Origin of the sequence: Streptococcus parasanguinis (assembly GCF_015557775.1) — a bacterium.
Classification (GTDB): Bacteria; Bacillota; Bacilli; order Lactobacillales; family Streptococcaceae; genus Streptococcus; species Streptococcus parasanguinis_AA.
This window is the reverse complement of the sequence record NZ_JADNOY010000001.1, coordinates 190907-207461: the sequence shown is the minus strand read 5'-3', so window position 1 is coordinate 207461 and position 16555 is coordinate 190907. Positions and strand designations below refer to the sequence as shown.

13 protein-coding genes are annotated in these 16555 nt (G+C 41.2%); 3 read left to right on the top strand and 10 right to left on the bottom strand.

Translation table 11 applies throughout. From position 1 onward, the window contains the following. Window positions 1–145: 145 nt before the first annotated feature. Together ptsP and I2F76_RS01045 are read right to left on the bottom strand one after the other, a co-directional pair. Window positions 146–1879, bottom strand: a complete 1734-nt coding sequence (ptsP, locus tag I2F76_RS01050; protein WP_049474827.1) for a phosphoenolpyruvate--protein phosphotransferase — start codon at window positions 1877–1879, stop codon at window positions 146–148. A gap of 4 nt (window positions 1880–1883) precedes the next feature. After that, window positions 1884–2147 carry a phosphocarrier protein HPr gene (locus I2F76_RS01045; protein ID WP_003006411.1) on the bottom strand — a complete coding sequence of 88 codons (264 nt, stop codon included), beginning with the start codon at window positions 2145–2147 and terminating at the stop codon, window positions 1884–1886. Between the two features lie 476 nt (window positions 2148–2623). Here I2F76_RS01045 and nrdH point away from each other — a divergent pair, with 476 nt between their 5' ends. The 3 genes from nrdH (at window position 2624) to nrdF (ending at window position 6189) form a co-directional block, all read left to right on the top strand. Next, complete coding sequence (gene nrdH, locus I2F76_RS01040; RefSeq protein WP_003006408.1) at window positions 2624–2842, top strand: glutaredoxin-like protein NrdH; 219 nt, start codon at window positions 2624–2626, stop codon at window positions 2840–2842. A gap of 114 nt (window positions 2843–2956) precedes the next feature. Next, the gene (gene nrdE, locus I2F76_RS01035) at window positions 2957–5116 is read left to right on the top strand and encodes a class 1b ribonucleoside-diphosphate reductase subunit alpha (protein ID WP_195487056.1); all 2160 of its coding nucleotides are present in this window, start codon (window positions 2957–2959) and stop codon (window positions 5114–5116) included. Window positions 5117–5229: 113 nt separating this feature from the next. Then, window positions 5230–6189 carry a class 1b ribonucleoside-diphosphate reductase subunit beta gene (gene nrdF, locus I2F76_RS01030; RefSeq protein ID WP_031573445.1) on the top strand — a complete coding sequence of 320 codons (960 nt, stop codon included), beginning with the start codon at window positions 5230–5232 and terminating at the stop codon, window positions 6187–6189. A gap of 374 nt (window positions 6190–6563) precedes the next feature. Here nrdF and alaS read toward each other — a convergent pair whose 3' ends face one another. From alaS to I2F76_RS00990, 8 genes are all read right to left on the bottom strand, one after another. Continuing rightward, window positions 6564–9182 carry an alanine--tRNA ligase gene (gene alaS, locus I2F76_RS01025; RefSeq protein WP_004219906.1) on the bottom strand — a complete coding sequence of 873 codons (2619 nt, stop codon included), beginning with the start codon at window positions 9180–9182 and terminating at the stop codon, window positions 6564–6566. 24 nt (window positions 9183–9206) lie between these two features. After that, window positions 9207–9692: an LURP-one-related/scramblase family protein gene (locus tag I2F76_RS01020; RefSeq protein WP_070589439.1), complete on the bottom strand. Its 486-nt coding sequence runs from the start codon at window positions 9690–9692 to the stop codon at window positions 9207–9209. A 253-nt stretch (window positions 9693–9945) separates the two neighbouring features. Continuing rightward, window positions 9946–10890 carry a peptidylprolyl isomerase PrsA gene (gene prsA / locus I2F76_RS01015; protein ID WP_195487055.1) on the bottom strand — a complete coding sequence of 315 codons (945 nt, stop codon included), beginning with the start codon at window positions 10888–10890 and terminating at the stop codon, window positions 9946–9948. Window positions 10891–10962: 72 nt separating this feature from the next. Beyond that, window positions 10963–11682, bottom strand: coding sequence for an O-methyltransferase (locus tag I2F76_RS01010; protein WP_049496750.1), 720 nt, complete (start codon window positions 11680–11682; stop codon window positions 10963–10965). 1 nt (window position 11683) lies between these two features. Further along, window positions 11684–13486, bottom strand: coding sequence for an oligoendopeptidase F (pepF, locus tag I2F76_RS01005; protein WP_195487054.1), 1803 nt, complete (start codon window positions 13484–13486; stop codon window positions 11684–11686). A gap of 72 nt (window positions 13487–13558) precedes the next feature. Beyond that, on the bottom strand, window positions 13559–14509 hold the full coding sequence (locus tag I2F76_RS01000; RefSeq protein WP_031573462.1) for a competence protein CoiA family protein: 951 nt from the start codon (window positions 14507–14509) through the stop codon (window positions 13559–13561). A gap of 74 nt (window positions 14510–14583) precedes the next feature. Further along, on the bottom strand, window positions 14584–15165 hold the full coding sequence (locus tag I2F76_RS00995; protein WP_031573465.1) for a lipoprotein: 582 nt from the start codon (window positions 15163–15165) through the stop codon (window positions 14584–14586). Between the two features lie 167 nt (window positions 15166–15332). Then, a complete protein-coding gene (locus I2F76_RS00990) occupies window positions 15333–16505 on the bottom strand; it encodes an MFS transporter (protein WP_195487053.1) in 1173 nt (390 codons plus the stop codon). Window positions 16506–16555 lie beyond the last annotated feature (50 nt).

Genomic DNA, 16555 nt, shown 5'->3' with positions numbered 1-16555 from the left:
CTATATATACGAGGAAAATCAAACAAAAACCGAACATTTAAATCACTATTTTTATTACTAACTAGTTTATTACGAATAAAATGAACATTTTTATGAACAATGTAAAAAAAGACTAAGACAGATTTGTCTTAGTCTTGTTGAATTCTTAGTCTACGTTCACGTATTCTTTTGAAAGTTCAAGAACTTCTTCCATTGTTGAACATTCAGTAAGAGCACGGTTAGCGTATTCTTGCATTTTAGCTGTGTCGAGTTTCTTCATCAAGCTACGTGTACGAAGGACAGATGTAGCTGACATAGAGAACTCATCCAAGCCCATTCCGACAAGAAGTGGAACAGCAGTTTGGTCACCGGCCATTTCACCACACATACCAGCCCATTTGCCTTCAGCGTGAGCCGCCTTGATCACGTTGTTGATCAAACGAAGGATAGATGGGTTATATGGTTGGTAAAGGTATGAAACTTGTTCGTTCATACGGTCAGCAGCCATTGTGTATTGGATCAAGTCGTTTGTACCAATTGAGAAGAAATCAACTTCCTTAGCAAATTGGTCCGCAAGCATCGCAGCAGCTGGGATTTCAATCATGATCCCTACTTGGATATCATCTGCCACAGCAACACCTTCAGCAAGCAATTTCGCTTTTTCTTCTTCAAGAATACCTTTAGCTGTACGGAACTCAGTCAACAAAGCAACCATTGGGAACATGATCCGCAATTTACCGTGGACAGATGCCCGAAGCAAGGCACGCAATTGTGTACGGAACATTTGATTACCAGTTTCAGAGATAGAAATACGCAAAGCACGGTAACCCAAGAATGGGTTCATTTCTTTAGGAAGATCGAAGTAAGGAAGTTCTTTATCCCCACCAATATCCATTGTACGAACGACAACAGGTTTACCGTTCATACCTTCAAGAACAGCTTTGTAGGCTTCGTATTGGTCATCTTCTGTTGGGAAGTCTTGAGAATCCATGTACAAGAATTCTGTACGATAGAGACCAACTGCCTCTGCACCATTATCGTTTACACCTTCAACGTCTTTAGGGGTACCGATGTTGGCAGCCAACTCGAAGTGTTTTCCATCAGCAGTCACTGTTTGAGCATCTTTAAGGAGAGCCCATTCAGCTTTTTGTTTGGCATAAGCTTCACCAGCTGCTTTGAAGGCTGCGATTTGTTCTTCAGTAGGGTTGATCACCACTTCACCAGTGATCCCTGAAACAGCCAAAACATCACCATCTTTGACAAGTTCTGTAATGTTATTTGTACCCAAAACAGCTGCGATTTCAAGTGTACGCGCCATGATAGCTGAGTGACTGGTACGTCCACCGATGTTAGTAACAAAGGCTTTTACGTACTTTTTGTTCAACTGAGCTGTATCAGATGGTGTCAAGTCATGCGCTACCACGATTGCTTCTTCATTGATAGAAGCAGGGTTTGGCAATTTCTTACCAAGCAAGTTGGCAAGGACACGTTTGGTAACGTCGCGAATGTCTGCTGCACGTTCTTGCATGTAAGGATTGTCTTCCATTCCTTCAAAGATTGCAATGAACATGTCAGTGACTTCTTTCAAGCCAGCCTCTGCATTGATTTTTTTCGTACGAATCGTTTCTTTGATCTGACCAATCATTTCAGGGTCAGCGAGAACCATCATATGCGCATCAAAAACTTGCGCTGCTTCTTCACCAAGGCTTGCTACTGCATTCTCCCGAATAAGAGAAAGCTCGTTTTGTGAAGCTTCAAGAGCTGCATCCAAACGAGCTTCTTCTGCACTTGTATCTTCGACTGAAACAGTCTCAAATGATAAGTCTGGTTGAATGAGCAAATATGCCTTAGCAACGGCAACACCGTCAGATGCTGCAATTCCTTTTAGCATTTTTGTCATATTTTTAAGCCAATCCTTCTTTAGTCATTGTTTCTGAAATAGCTGCGATTGCATCATCAGCGTCAGCACCTTCAGCAGAAATTACAACGTCAGCACCTTGACCAACACCAAGGCTCATAACACCCATGATTGATTTCAAGTTAACTGATTTACCTTTGTATTCAAGAGTGATGTCTGATGCAAATTTGCTAGCAGTTTGAACCAACAAAGTTGCTGGACGTGCGTGGATACCTGTTTCTGCCACGATGTGGAAATCTTTAGAAGCCATAATTGGACTCTCCTTTTAAAAAATAGTTTTTGAGTTACCTTTTGATAACCCTTACAATTTGGTATTATATCATCTTTTGAAATTTTTTTCAAGATTTTTATCACTGACTTACAGAAAAAGACTGCGAAAAATCCCAATTTAGATACATTCTAAGAAGTACCTGAAGAATGGAGAACAAATCTTTTCAATTTTCTACTATATTATAAGTAACATTTTCCTCCGCTTTCAAATAAAAAGAAGCAAGTGTACCACAGGATATTGATTCACAAAAAAATTATAACTAATTAAAGATGCTTTAAAGCCTATTCCTATCCCATTTCTTGGAATTTCTCAATTTCCGTTCACCACAATATATTGTGTTTTAAAAACCCCATTTCATATCTTTGCACAATATTTAGTTTTATTTTGTTGACAAGTTGCTGGATTTTGTTTATACTGTTTACAGATTTATATTTCGATAGGAGAACGAAAAAGAAATGGTAACCATTTATTCAAAAAATAATTGTGTTCAATGCAAAATGACCAAGCGATTCCTCGATAGCAATCATGTGGAATACCGCGAAATTAACTTAGATGAACAGCCAGAATTTGTAGAGCATGTTAAGAACCTTGGCTTCAATGCTGCTCCAGTTATTCAAACACCGGATGAAGTATTTTCTGGTTTTCAACCAGCTAAGTTGAAGAAACTTTCTTAATAAACACAGTATTTTGCTTAAATAGGGTCTAGCGTTAGCAACCTAACACTAGACTTTTTACTTGGAAAGAGAGGACTTCTCCTCTTCATTTTTTTGAACTAGAAAAGGATTATTATGGGATTAAAATCTCTTGAAGATGTGACGTATTTTCGTCTTAACAATGAAATCAACCGTCCAGTAAACGGCCAAATCATGCTTCATAAAGATAAAGAAGCTTTGGATGCGTTCTTTAAAGAAAATGTTGTACCAAATACTAAAACCTTTGACTCGATTACAGACAAGATTCAGTACCTTCTCGAGCACAATTACATTGAGAGAGCTTTTATCGAGAAATACCGTCCTGAATTTTTAGAGGAATTGGCCCAATTTATCAAAGATCAAAACTTCCAATTCAAGTCCTTCATGGCGGCCTACAAATTCTATAACCAATACGCTTTGAAAACAAATGATGGAGAATACTATCTTGAAAGCATGGAAGACCGTGTCTTTTTCAATGCTCTCTATTTTGCTGATGGAAATGAAGCTATCGCGCGAGACATCGCAAACGAAATTATCCACCAACGCTACCAACCAGCTACTCCTTCTTTCTTAAACGCTGGACGTGCCCGCCGTGGGGAATTGGTATCATGTTTCTTGATCCAAGTAACCGATGATATGAATGCGATCGGACGTTCCATCAACTCTGCCCTTCAACTGTCTCGTATCGGTGGTGGGGTTGGGATTTCTCTCAGCAACCTTCGTGAAGCTGGAGCACCAATCAAAGGGTATGAAGGAGCCGCTTCTGGAGTGGTTCCAGTTATGAAACTCTTCGAAGATAGCTTCTCTTACTCTAACCAATTGGGACAACGCCAAGGGGCTGGGGTGGTTTACCTCAACGTCTTCCACCCAGACATCATCGCCTTCCTTTCAACTAAGAAAGAAAATGCTGATGAAAAAGTTCGGGTGAAGACTCTCTCACTTGGGGTCGTCGTGCCAGACAAGTTCTACGAGTTGGCGCGTAAGAATGAAGAAATGTACCTCTTCAGCCCATACTCTGTGGAACGTGAATACGGAGTACCATTTAACTACATCGACATCACTGAAAAATACGATGAGTTGGTTGCTAATCCAAATATCCGCAAGACTAAAATTAAGGCACGTGATTTGGAAACTGAAATTTCTAAATTGCAACAAGAATCTGGCTATCCATATGTAGTCAACATTGATACTGCTAACCGGGCAAACCCTGTTGATGGAAAAATCATCATGAGTAACTTGTGTTCAGAGATCCTTCAAGTTCAAGAACCAAGCTTGATCAACGATGCCCAAGAATTTGTTCAAATGGGAACAGACGTCTCCTGTAACCTTGGTTCAACCAACGTAGTTAACATGATGACTTCACCTGATTTTGGTCGTTCGATTCGTGCCATGGTTCGTGCTTTGACCTTCGTTACAGATAGCTCTCATATCGTAGCCGTTCCAACTATTGACCACGGAAATAAACTGGCGCATACCTTTGGTCTTGGAGCCATGGGACTTCATAGCTACCTTGCGCAACAATTGATTGAATACGGATCACCTGAGTCTGTTGAGTTCACAAGTATCTACTTCATGCTCATGAACTACTGGACTCTCGTAGAATCAAACAACATTGCGCGCGAACGTGGTGTTACCTTCCACAACTTCGAAAAATCTGATTATGCCAATGGTACTTACTTTGATAAGTACACGACTGGAGAATTTGTACCAAAATCTGATCGCGTCAAAGAACTCTTTAAAGATATCTTTATCCCAAGTGCTGAGGATTGGGCAGAACTGCGTGCTAAAGTTCAAGCAGATGGTCTTTACCACCAAAACCGCCTAGCTGTCGCACCAAATGGATCTATCAGCTACATCAATGACGTATCTGCTTCTATCCACCCAATTACACAACGGATTGAAGAACGCCAAGAGAAGAAAATCGGTAAGATCTACTACCCTGCAGCAGGATTGTCAACGGAAACGATTCCTTACTACACTTCTGCCTACGACATGGATATGCGAAAAGTCATCGATGTCTATGCTGCTGCAACTGAGCATGTAGACCAAGGTCTTTCACTGACTCTCTTTATGCGCAGCGATATTCCAAAGGGTCTTTACGAATGGAAAACTGAAAACAAACAAACCACTCGTGACTTGTCTATCCTTCGGAACTACGCCTTTAACAAGGGTATCAAGTCTATCTACTACGTCCGTACCTTTACAGATGATGGTGGAGAAGTTGGCGCCAACCAATGTGAAAGCTGTGTCATCTAATCCGCTATCCTAGATAGCTATCAAAAGTCGGTTCGCCGACTTTTTGTGCGGTATTCTATCAATTTATGGTAGAATAGTAACGATTGAATGAATAGAAAAAGAAAGTGATGCAAATGGAAACATACTACAAAGCCATTAACTGGAATGCGATCGAAGATGTCATCGATAAATCGACCTGGGAAAAACTGACAGAGCAATTCTGGTTGGATACACGTATCCCTTTGTCAAACGACTTGGATGACTGGAGAAAGTTATCTAATAAAGAAAAAGACCTAGTTGGTAAAGTCTTTGGGGGATTAACTCTTCTAGATACCATGCAATCTGAAACAGGTGTTCAAGCCCTTCGTGCGGATATTCGTACTCCCCATGAAGAAGCTGTCTTTAACAACATCCAATTTATGGAATCTGTCCATGCTAAGTCATACTCTTCTATCTTTTCTACTTTGAATACCAAGTCAGAAATCGAAGAGATTTTCGAATGGACCAACACCAATCCTTTCCTTCAAAGGAAGGCAGAAATCATCAACGAAATCTATCTCAATGGGACTCCCCTTGAAAAGAAAGTCGCCAGCGTTTTCCTTGAGACCTTCCTCTTCTACTCTGGTTTCTTCACACCTCTCTACTATCTTGGAAACAACAAATTGGCCAACGTAGCTGAGATCATCAAGTTGATCATTCGGGACGAATCAGTTCACGGAACCTATATCGGCTACAAGTTCCAACTTGGATTTAACGAATTACCAGAAGAAGAACAAGAAAAACTCAAAGAATGGATGTATGACCTGCTCTATACCCTCTATGAAAATGAAGAAGGCTATACAGAGAGCCTCTATGACGGTGTGGGCTGGACAGAGGAAGTCAAGACCTTCCTTCGCTACAATGCTAATAAAGCCCTCATGAACTTGGGACAAGATCCACTCTTCCCAGACTCAGCGGATGACGTCAACCCAATCGTTATGAACGGAATCTCAACCGGTACATCTAACCACGACTTCTTCTCTCAAGTCGGAAATGGTTACCTTCTCGGTGAAGTAGAAGCCATGCAGGATGACGATTACAATTACGGACTATAAGAAGAAAAACCTTTCCGTTTGGAAAGGTTTTTAAATGTAGACAACCTATTGTTTTACATAAAACAGATAGATGATTTTCAAAAAATGACTTTTATTTTTTAAAGATTAAAAACTTTCCGCCGTGAGAAAAGTGTCTGAGACATAGTAGTCTCAGACACTCGGAATTCTTGAGACCTTAGTCTCAAGAATTAGTCATGGAACTTCGTAGAAGTTCGCTGACGTCCGTACTCACCTAAGGAAAGTTTTTCAGAAGACTTTATCTTCAATCTGAAACCTTTCCAGACGGAAAGGTTTTTTTGTTGCAATCTTTTTCTAATTGGATCTGCTTCTTTTTTGAAAAAAGAGGTTGAACAAACATCCAACCTCTTCGATAATTACAATTTACCTGCTACAGCATCCAACAATTCTTGGATCTTGGCTTGGTTGCTTCCTCCTGCCATGGCCATGTCTGGTTTACCACCACCACGTCCATCGACGATTGGAGCCAATTCTTTGATCACATTACCTGCATGCACATCTTTTGTCTTGCTGGCTACAAGGACATTGACCTTGTCACCGATGGCTGCGACAAGAACAAGCACATCAGAGTAATCTTTTTGTTTCCAGTTATCCGCAAAGGTACGAAGGGCACCTGCATCTGATACAGAAACTTGGCTGGCAATGTAACGGTGTCCGTTTGCTTCTTGAACATTCTTGAAGACATCACCTGCTGCCGCTGCTGCTGCTTTTTCCTTCAATTCTGCATTTTCTTTTTGCAATTGACGGAGTTGTTCTTGAAGACCTTCCACCTTGTGAGGGACTTCTTTGAGTTGAGGAGCTTTCAAAGTTGCTGCGACTGCTTTCAGAGCATCTTCTTGTTCACGATAAGCTTCAAAGGCTTCCTTACCAGTCACTGCCAAGATACGACGAGTTCCTGATCCGATCCCTTCTTCTTTGACAATCTTGAAGAGACCAATTTCAGAAGTGTTACCTACGTGAGTACCACCACAGAGCTCAACAGAGTAATCACCAATAGTGACAACACGGACTTCCTTACCGTATTTCTCACCAAAGAGGGCCATGGCTCCCATTTCTTTAGCAGTATCGATATCTGTTTCAATTGTTTCGACTGCGATCGCTTCCCAAATCTTTTCATTGACTTGTTGTTCAATAGCTCGCAATTCTTCAGGAGTTACGGCTTGGAAGTGGGTAAAGTCAAAGCGAAGGAATTCTACTTCGTTGAGAGATCCTGCTTGGGTTGCATGGTTACCAAGGATATTGTGAAGAGCCGCATGGAGCAAGTGAGTCGCAGTGTGGTTCTTCATGACACGATGACGACGATTGGTATCGATCGCCAAGGTGTATTCTTGGTTCAAGGCAAGAGGAGCAAGAACTTCAACAGTATGAAGTGGTTGTCCATTTGGTGCTTTTTGAACATCTGTCACTGTCGCTACGACGTTTCCTGCAGCATCCAAGATTTGACCATGGTCCGCAACTTGTCCACCCATTTCAGCATAGAATGGAGTTTCTGCAAAGATCAGTGATGCAGTCCCTTCAGATACAGCTTCTACTTCTGCATTGTCCGCTACAATAGCCACCAACTTAGAAGGCAATTGGCTAGCATTGTAGTTGAAGCTACTTTCAACTGTAATGTTTTGAAGGGTTTCATTTTGCATCCCCATGGATCCGCCTTTAACAGCTGATGCACGCGCACGTTCTTGTTGTTCCTTCATGGCTGCTTCAAAACCTTCACGGTCGACTGTCATACCTGCTTCTTCTGCGATTTCTTCTGTCAATTCCACTGGGAATCCGTATGTATCATAGAGTTTGAAGACATCTTGACCAGCAATCACTGTTTGACCTTTGGCTTTCAAGTCTTCAACGATGGTTTGGGCAAAGTGTTGACCAGAGTTCAAGGTACGAGCAAATGATTCTTCTTCACTCTTGATAATTTTTTCGATAAAGTCTTGTTTTTCAAGTACTTCTGGGTAGTAGCTTTCCATGATCTTCCCAACGGTTGGAACCAATTTATACAAGAAGGTTCCTTCAATCCCCAATTTTTGACCATGCATGGAAGCACGACGGAGGAGACGACGAAGAACGTAACCGCGTCCTTCATTACCTGGAAGAGCCCCATCTCCAATCGCAAATGAAAGCGAACGGATGTGGTCAGCAATCACCTTGAAGCTCATGTTATCGCCATCTGGATCATAGGTTTTACCAGACATCTTTTCCACTTCACGGATGATCGGCATGAAGAGGTCTGTTTCAAAGTTAGTCTTCGCCCCTTGGATAACGGCTACCAAACGTTCCAAACCTGCGCCCGTATCAATGTTCTTGTGTGGTAATTCCTTGTATTCGCTACGAGGAACTGCTGGGTCAGCGTTAAATTGTGACAAGACAATGTTCCAGATTTCGATGTAACGGTCGTTTTCGATATCTTCCGCAAGCAGACGAAGACCGATGTTTTCAGGGTCAAAGGCTTCTCCACGGTCAAAGAAGATTTCTGTATCTGGTCCAGAAGGTCCCGCACCGATCTCCCAGAAATTGTCTTCGATTGGGATCAAGTGACTTGGATCTACACCAACAGCGATCCAACGGTTGTATGAATCCTTGTCGTCAGGGTAATAGGTCATGTAAAGTTTGTCTTTAGGGAAATCAAACCATTCCGGACTTGTCAAAAGCTCATAAGCCCAGGTAATGGCTTCATCACGGAAGTAATCTCCAATAGAGAAGTTCCCCAACATTTCAAACATGGTATGGTGACGGGCAGTCTTCCCTACGTTTTCGATATCGTTGGTACGGATGGCTTTTTGAGCATTGGTAATCCGTGGATTTTCAGGTTTGATGGTTCCGTCGAAGTATTTCTTAAGAGTGGCAACCCCTGAGTTAATCCACAAAAGCGTTGGGTCGTTTACTGGAACCAAGCTAACAGATGGTTCTACAGAGTGACCTTTGCTTGCCCAGAAATCAAGCCACATTTGACGGACTTGTGCACTAGATAATTGTTTCATATTTTTCTCCTAATTTTTTTAAGCTTAATTTGCGCCAGCTTCTAACATTTCGACATAATCGATGGCGACACAAAGTGAGATGACTAAATCAGCGTATTCATCCTCATAGACCGATACTTGGTAGGTAGAGGTTAGATGAAAGAGTTCCTTGCTAATCTCAGCGACGATTTGATCCCGATCATCGAATAATTTGAATTCTAGGTCCCAGATATTTCCTTGTACCCGAAGTCCCAAATCTTCGATATCGTATTTATCCCTGAAGAGCGTCAGTTTTTTATGGATAAAAAAGCGGTCCCCATCCTTCAACTCAACCACAAACTTAGGAAGAAGGCTGATTGTTTTTTTAACGATGTGGCTCACTTCTTGTCCATTCTTATCGTAGATGGTAAAAGTCTTGGGAATCTTAAGAAAAGATCCCTCAACCTGGTACTCAACATTTCCCAACTCATCTTTGATATCGAACCGCTCGCCACCCAATCGAAATTTTTGTTTCACTTGATAGGTTCGCATCTTTTGATCTCCTTTAAAAAGCTCCAGACAACTGCCCATAAACAAAAAACAAGCCACTAAACGAAGGGCGAAAAACCGCGGTACCACCTTCATTCAATGAACTTGTCATTCTTCATTTTATATGCAATTGTCTCAGCCGAGTAGCAAAATCATTTCTCTTCCATGGCTCGCACCCCCGCCACTTCTCTGATTCCGAGTAACAATGATTTATTCTCAACTATTTCATTATACAAGTTCCAAAAGGAACCGTCAACTATTTTTTAGATGATGATTTGCTATCGCTCGTTTGAACACCGATATTTTGCAAATATTGGTTAAATGTTGATTTGAAGGCATCATCTTTGACCTTGATATTAGCATTGGTCATCGCTTTTGCAATAATGCTACGGATGTAGTTGGTATCTTGCTTACGACCGTCAACAATGATCTCTTTCAAACGTTTTTCGTATTTCTTCCAGTCAGAACCTTTTTCTGTCTTCTTATTCAATTTGACAATATAGTAGCTAGCAGAATAGTTTTGACCTGCTGAAACTGTGATCACATCTGAAATCCCATTTTCATCCAACTTAAAGGCAGCTTCTTTGACTTGAGATGGAATATCTGCTGTTCCTGAATCGAACTTGACTTCGCCACCTTTGTCTTTTGTAGCAGTATCTGTCGAATTGTCTTTGGCGATTTGGGCAAAGTCTGCACCTTCCGCTTTAGCTGCTTCCAACACTTCTTTTGCTTTGTCTTCTGAATCTAACTTGATAATTTGTGCTGTTACTTCTGGTGTGTAAGATTCAAAAGCTGCCTTGTAGTCAGACTCTTTGATATCTTTCTTAGCAGCTTGGTTGACTGCATATTCTAACAACATATTGCTACGGATTTGTTTCTTCGCTGTTTCTTCCGTCAAGCCTTGTTGCGCCAAGTAAGCATCGAATCGGTTCCCCAATTGTTTCTTTTGTTTAGCCAATTCTTTATCGACTTCTTTATCAGAAACCTTTGATCCATATTCTTTTTCAAAGACTTTATTGATGGTCATTTGGAAAAGAACTTGTTGAGCACCTTGGTTGTTTTTGATTTCATTATAGAAATCAGAAACTGTAATCGTGTCCCCTTTCATGGTCACGATATCTTTGTTTGTGCCATTGGCACACGCTGCTAGTGTTACGACTGATAGCAAGGTCACAGCACCTGCTACAAGTTTTTTCTTCATGAAAATTATTCTCCATTCCTTTTTAAACTTCTTCTATTTTACCACAAATTAGAGAGAATACCTTAAATTTACCTAAAAAGAGCTAGGATCTGGCAAGGTTACAGTCTCTGTATTTTTCCGAATCATCAAAATACCATCTCCAAGTGGCACCAAACTAGCGGTCAAATCTGGATGATTGAGAGTCGCATGAAAGAGGTTCTGAAGCCCCCGGTAAATGGTTCGTTGCCCACGACGCACTTCCATGATGTCCTTGGCAACATCTCCTCCTTGGAAAATATCATCCAATACCACGACTCCCCCAACCTCTAAGAGTTCGAGAATTCGTGGCAAAAAGACGATGTACTTAGACTTAGCAGAGTCCATAAAGACAAAGTCATAGGTCTCTGTTAAATCCTGCAAGACATCTACTGCATCTCCTTCAAGCAAGGTGATTTGTTTTCTCTGATCGTATTTAGCCAGATTTTCCTTAGCAAAGCCAATCATCTCTTCATTCCGATCAATAGTGGTAATTTGTGCATCGGGAGCATTTTCGGCCATTAAGAGCGCTGAAAATCCAATTGCTGTCCCAATTTCCAGGATTTTCTTTGGTTGTAGGGCTTGCAGGAGTAGTCTAAAGTAAGCTACCGTTTCATGCGGAATAATCGGAATATTTTCCTTGCGGGCGAATGCTTCTAACTCCTCCAAGGCACCTGCTACCGGTTTTTGACGCGTGCGCATAAAGTCAACGATCTCGTCTTTAACCACTGGCCGGCGCATATTGTGGTTGGCATTTTTACTATAAGACTCTACCATCTTATGCGAGTCCTAATTTTTCTACTAGGGCTTCAAATTCATTCAACCGACGTTCAAAGACCGCAAAGGCTGCGTCCAAGTAGTCTTCTTTTTCCATATCCACACCTGCTTTGCGGATGACATTGAGTGGATAATCAGAATTTCCAGCTTTCAAGTAGTCGATATATTTATCACGATCTTCTTGTGTTCCATGAACAATCTTTTCAGCTAAGGCTGAAGCTGCTGCAAAACCTGTTGAATATTGGAAGACATAGTAGTTATAGTAGAAGTGAGGAATCCGAGCCCATTCATATTGGATCTCAGGGTTGTCTTCTTTTGAAAGACCATAGTATTTTTCATTGAGCTCTGCATAAAGGTTGTTCAAGAACTCACTAGTCAAAACGGTACCTTCTTGGTCTGCTTTATGGATGGCATGCTCAAATTCAGCAAACTGCGTTTGACGGAAGACGGTTCCACGGAAGCCATCCAAGAAGTGATTCAAAATAGCAAAACGAGTTGCATCGTCTTCTACTTCTTCTAACAGACGTTCGGTCAGGATATTTTCATTGGTTGTAGAGGCGATTTCGGCAAGGAAGATGGAATAGTCCCCATAGACATAAGGCTGGGTTTCACGGGTATAGCTAGAATGCATACTGTGACCAGTTTCATGCACCAAGGTGAAGAGATTATCCAATGTATCTTGCCAGTTCAACAACATGAAGGCATTGGTATCATAAGAACCACCTGAATAGGCACCTGAGCGTTTTCCTTGGTTGACATGCACATCAATCCACCGTTCGCTAAAGGCACGTTTCACACGAGAAAGGTAGTCCTCACCCAAAACAGCCAAGACTTCTTCTGCTTTGGCCAACGATTCTTCATAGGTAAACTTGTAGTCTGTATCGGATAATGGCGTATACATATCGTACATCTTCAAGTCTGAGATTCCTAGAATTTTTGAACGCAATTGCACATATCGTTGCAAGAGTGGCAAGTGTTTATTCACAGCTGCTACCAAGCTATCATAAACACTTTCTGGTACAAAGTTTTCAGAAAGGGCCGCTTCACGGGCAGATGAGAATTTGCGAACTTTGGCATTGAAGTTGTGAACTTTCACATTGGTTTGCAAGGTTTTAGCATAGGTATGTTGGTACTGTTCATAAACCTTGTAGAGACCTTCGTAAGCTTCTTTACGAACGGCACGATCTTTTGATTCTACCAAAGAAATATAGTTTCCATGGGTTAATTGAACTTCTTCGCCCTTGTCATCATGTACAGTTGGGAAAACAATATCTGCATTGTCCAAGATTTCAAAGGTTTCCCCACCAGCCGCAAAGATCTCACCAGCTCCTGCAAGTAATTCCTCTTCTTTTTGAGACAAGACATGTTCCTTTTTCTCTAGCAAACGATCAAAATAATGACCATATTGTTCCAAGGCTGGAACCTCACTCACAAAGTCCTTGTATTGCTCATCCGTAATGGCCATGAATTCAGGCTCATAGAAGGCAAAGGTTTCACCCATCAAGCTATAAAGAGACATCCCTTTTGATTGGTATTCTTGGTATTTAGCCACTCGTGTGTCTTGGTCATTTTTCATATGAGCATAGACATAGACCTTTTCCAAACGACGGCTCAATTCCAAATATGCATTGGTTGTATCCAACAGTGTTTGCGCTGAATCCAACAAATGACCAGCATAGTGGCTTGCTGCTTTAATATCTGCAGCTAAGCTTGCTGCTTCTTCTTCCCAAGCTTGATCTGTCGCAAAAATTGTCGACAAATCCCATTGGTATTTTTCATCAATTTCATTACGTTGTTTTACCATTTCGATTAATCCTCCAATGGTACTATTTTAGCATAAAAATGAACATTTCGGGAGGATTTCTATCTTAGAAAGTTAGCTTTTCTGTTGAGCATAAAAACGTGGGGGATAGAGGATCTGAACGGGTTGGATCCCTTGCGACTGATAATAGGTCATAAATTGCTGGTAGTAACCTTCTACATCCTCTTTAATTTGGAGCAAGTTCTGTGAAAGGATCGGACGACAAAGAGGATAAAAGAAATCCAGCCCCAGTTCCATCAGATGGTGTCCCTGCATATAGAGTTCTTCCTGAAGCTTCAGCCACTTTGGATGACGATAAAAGAGTTGCTGCTGGATATACGTTAAAAATGTCCGATCGAGCTCGACTGCCATTTGCCGCATGGGTTGCGAAAGATAAGGAGTCCGTAAGACTTCCAGTAAAGACCTTTGGCCAAAAGGAAAAATTTCTGTTTGATAATGCAATCGCCCTCGTAAATCCTCATGGATGAGGTATTGCAGACGTAACTCTTTCTTTGTCAAATCCAATTCCCAAAGATGGAACCCTCGATTCTGACTAAAATAAAGAAAGCCAGCCTGCAGCTCTGTTAGTCTTTTCTTGAGCCACAACTTTTTACCAAGTAACCAATAGACCTGATAACCGTAGGATCGATAAGCATCGCTTCTCTCCTTCAAGCGTTCTAAAGATAGGGAGCTGCACTGCACTTCCAAAGCTAAATTCTTGTCTACTACCAAAAGATCGGCAATTTGTTGAAAGTCTGCTAAATAACTTTCTACTTCTGTATGAGACTCCTTAGAGGCCCAGTCATAAAGACTGGCTTTCAATTCCAGATGTTCAAAACTCTCAGCTTCGTGATGATAGGGACAATGCTGTAATTTTACATGAGCAAAATGAGCCCGTAGAACCGAGCCATTTTTTAGACGCACTGGACTATGACAAGCCAAGCAATAGAAGGGACCTTCTGTCACAGCTGGGATCTCTTCCATACAGTTCCACCGCTTTTGATTGTTATCCATGGCAATAAACATAGGCCAACCTCCTCATCTATATCATTCGAAAAAAAAATAAGAAAAAGGCTGGAAATTCCAACCTTTTCTTCCTTTTATTCTTCAGAATCTGAATCTGAATCATCACTGTCGTCATCTGCAACAGGAGATTTACTCAATTCTTTCTGCATATCTTTCATCTCTTTGCGAGTACTTTCCAACTCTTCTCGAGCATCTTTCAAGCTTTCGATCAGAGCTTCACGGTCTTCTTTAGGAACGACAGTACTATCTGAACCGATGCTTTCCAAGCTTTCATTAAAGATATCTTTTTGGTTTTCTAATCCTTGCTTTAAGGTACTAATCATTGCATCGTATTGTTCTTTTGCAGAACCTGTCACAGAAGTACCTGCTTCTTCAGTAATAGAAACAGATTGATCCATTAATTTTGCAAACAACTTTTTAAAGTCTCCAACTGTTTTAGCCTTGCTGATTTCAGCGTCTGTTAAGAGGCTAGAAGATGAAGTCTCTTCTGAATCTGTTGAGGTATCCTTGCTTTTTGAAGTGTTGGCAGATTTGCTCGTCACTTTAGTAGTTGATTGACTATTTGAAGTTTCCTTCTTTGTGTCTTGTTTGTTTGAACAAGCAGCTAGGGAAACAATCGTCAAAAGAGCAGCTGTCGATAAGATCATTTTTTTCATAAAATGGTCTCCTTTATATTTATTTTACCTCATTCTACCATCGAATACTTTGATTGCCAAATCAATTACTAGTTCTTAATAATATCAAAAAAGCCGGACAAAACACTGTGAAATCAGTGTTTCTGTCCAACTCCTCGATGATTAGTCATACAATTGTAACAATTTCATTAGTCTACTTTGCCACCAAAAAGGCCGTGAGCCTTCCCTTGGGGCATTTTTAAGGCAAAGCTCAGCAAAAAGACGATCCCTACAACCCCTGCTAAAAAGAAACTCATGACTTGGTAACCGCCTCTTTCAATACAGAGGGCTGCGAGGGGTTGTAAAAGAATGGTTCCTAAATAACGAGCTCCTTGGACAATGGCCATAGCAAGAACCAAGTCTTTGCCATTTACCTGTTGGGCGATAAACCGTAAGGAGACCATAATCAAAACCATCCCTGTTGTATGCTTGGCTAAAAGAGTCAAAAGCACTTTTAAGAAGACAGGACTTGGAAGAGCGTAGACAACATATTGAGCAAAAATAATCCCGATTGGAAGAGCGATCAAAACCCGTAAAGGCCAGTGGTCCATGAATCGATCAGAGAAAAAGATCAAGGGAGCTTCCACTACGACGGAGATAGCCACAACTGTTGAGGCAATATGAACTGGTAGACCACTATCCATGAGTAGCTCAGGAATATAGGTATGACCAATATTTCCAACCCCTGAAGCCAAGCCAATCAAAATGATAAAGAAGAGGTAAGGTCCATTGTGAAGAAGGGGACGAATAGAAACTGGCTCTTTAACCTTTTCTTCTTTTTTCTCTCTTGTCTTCATCCGAACGGCACTTAGACAGAAAATGCTGAGTACAATGGTGATCAAAACCGTATAATAGACAGCTTGGGGGCTAAACTGATGATAGACCCAGCCGGCTATTTGAACACCGACCGAGTAGCCAATGGTTCCCCAAACGCGAATCTTCCCAAAAGCGTATGGACTTTGCGTTGCAAAAACTTCCATCATGGGAGCTGTCCCATTCAAACAGACTAGAACAATTCCGTAAAAAACGGTCAGCCAAAAGAGATTGGGGGCCCAAAGAAAACCGAAGACACCACCAATGATCACACTCAGACTGAGGGTCGTCATTTTTACGATTCCAAATCGCTCATTGATATAACCAAAGAAGGGTTGGGCTACCATGGATAAGAAAAAAGCAACCGATACCAAGGTCGACACTTGGGTTGCACTATAGTGCTTTCCCATCAAATAGACGGAAATGAGGGTCGTAAAGAGAGATGTGGACATAAAATAAAAACTATAGAGTAGCATATAAGCCGCATAAGAATTTCGGAATTTTTTCATATAAATCCTTTCTAAAAATATCGGAATGAGACAATGACAAAACCCAACTG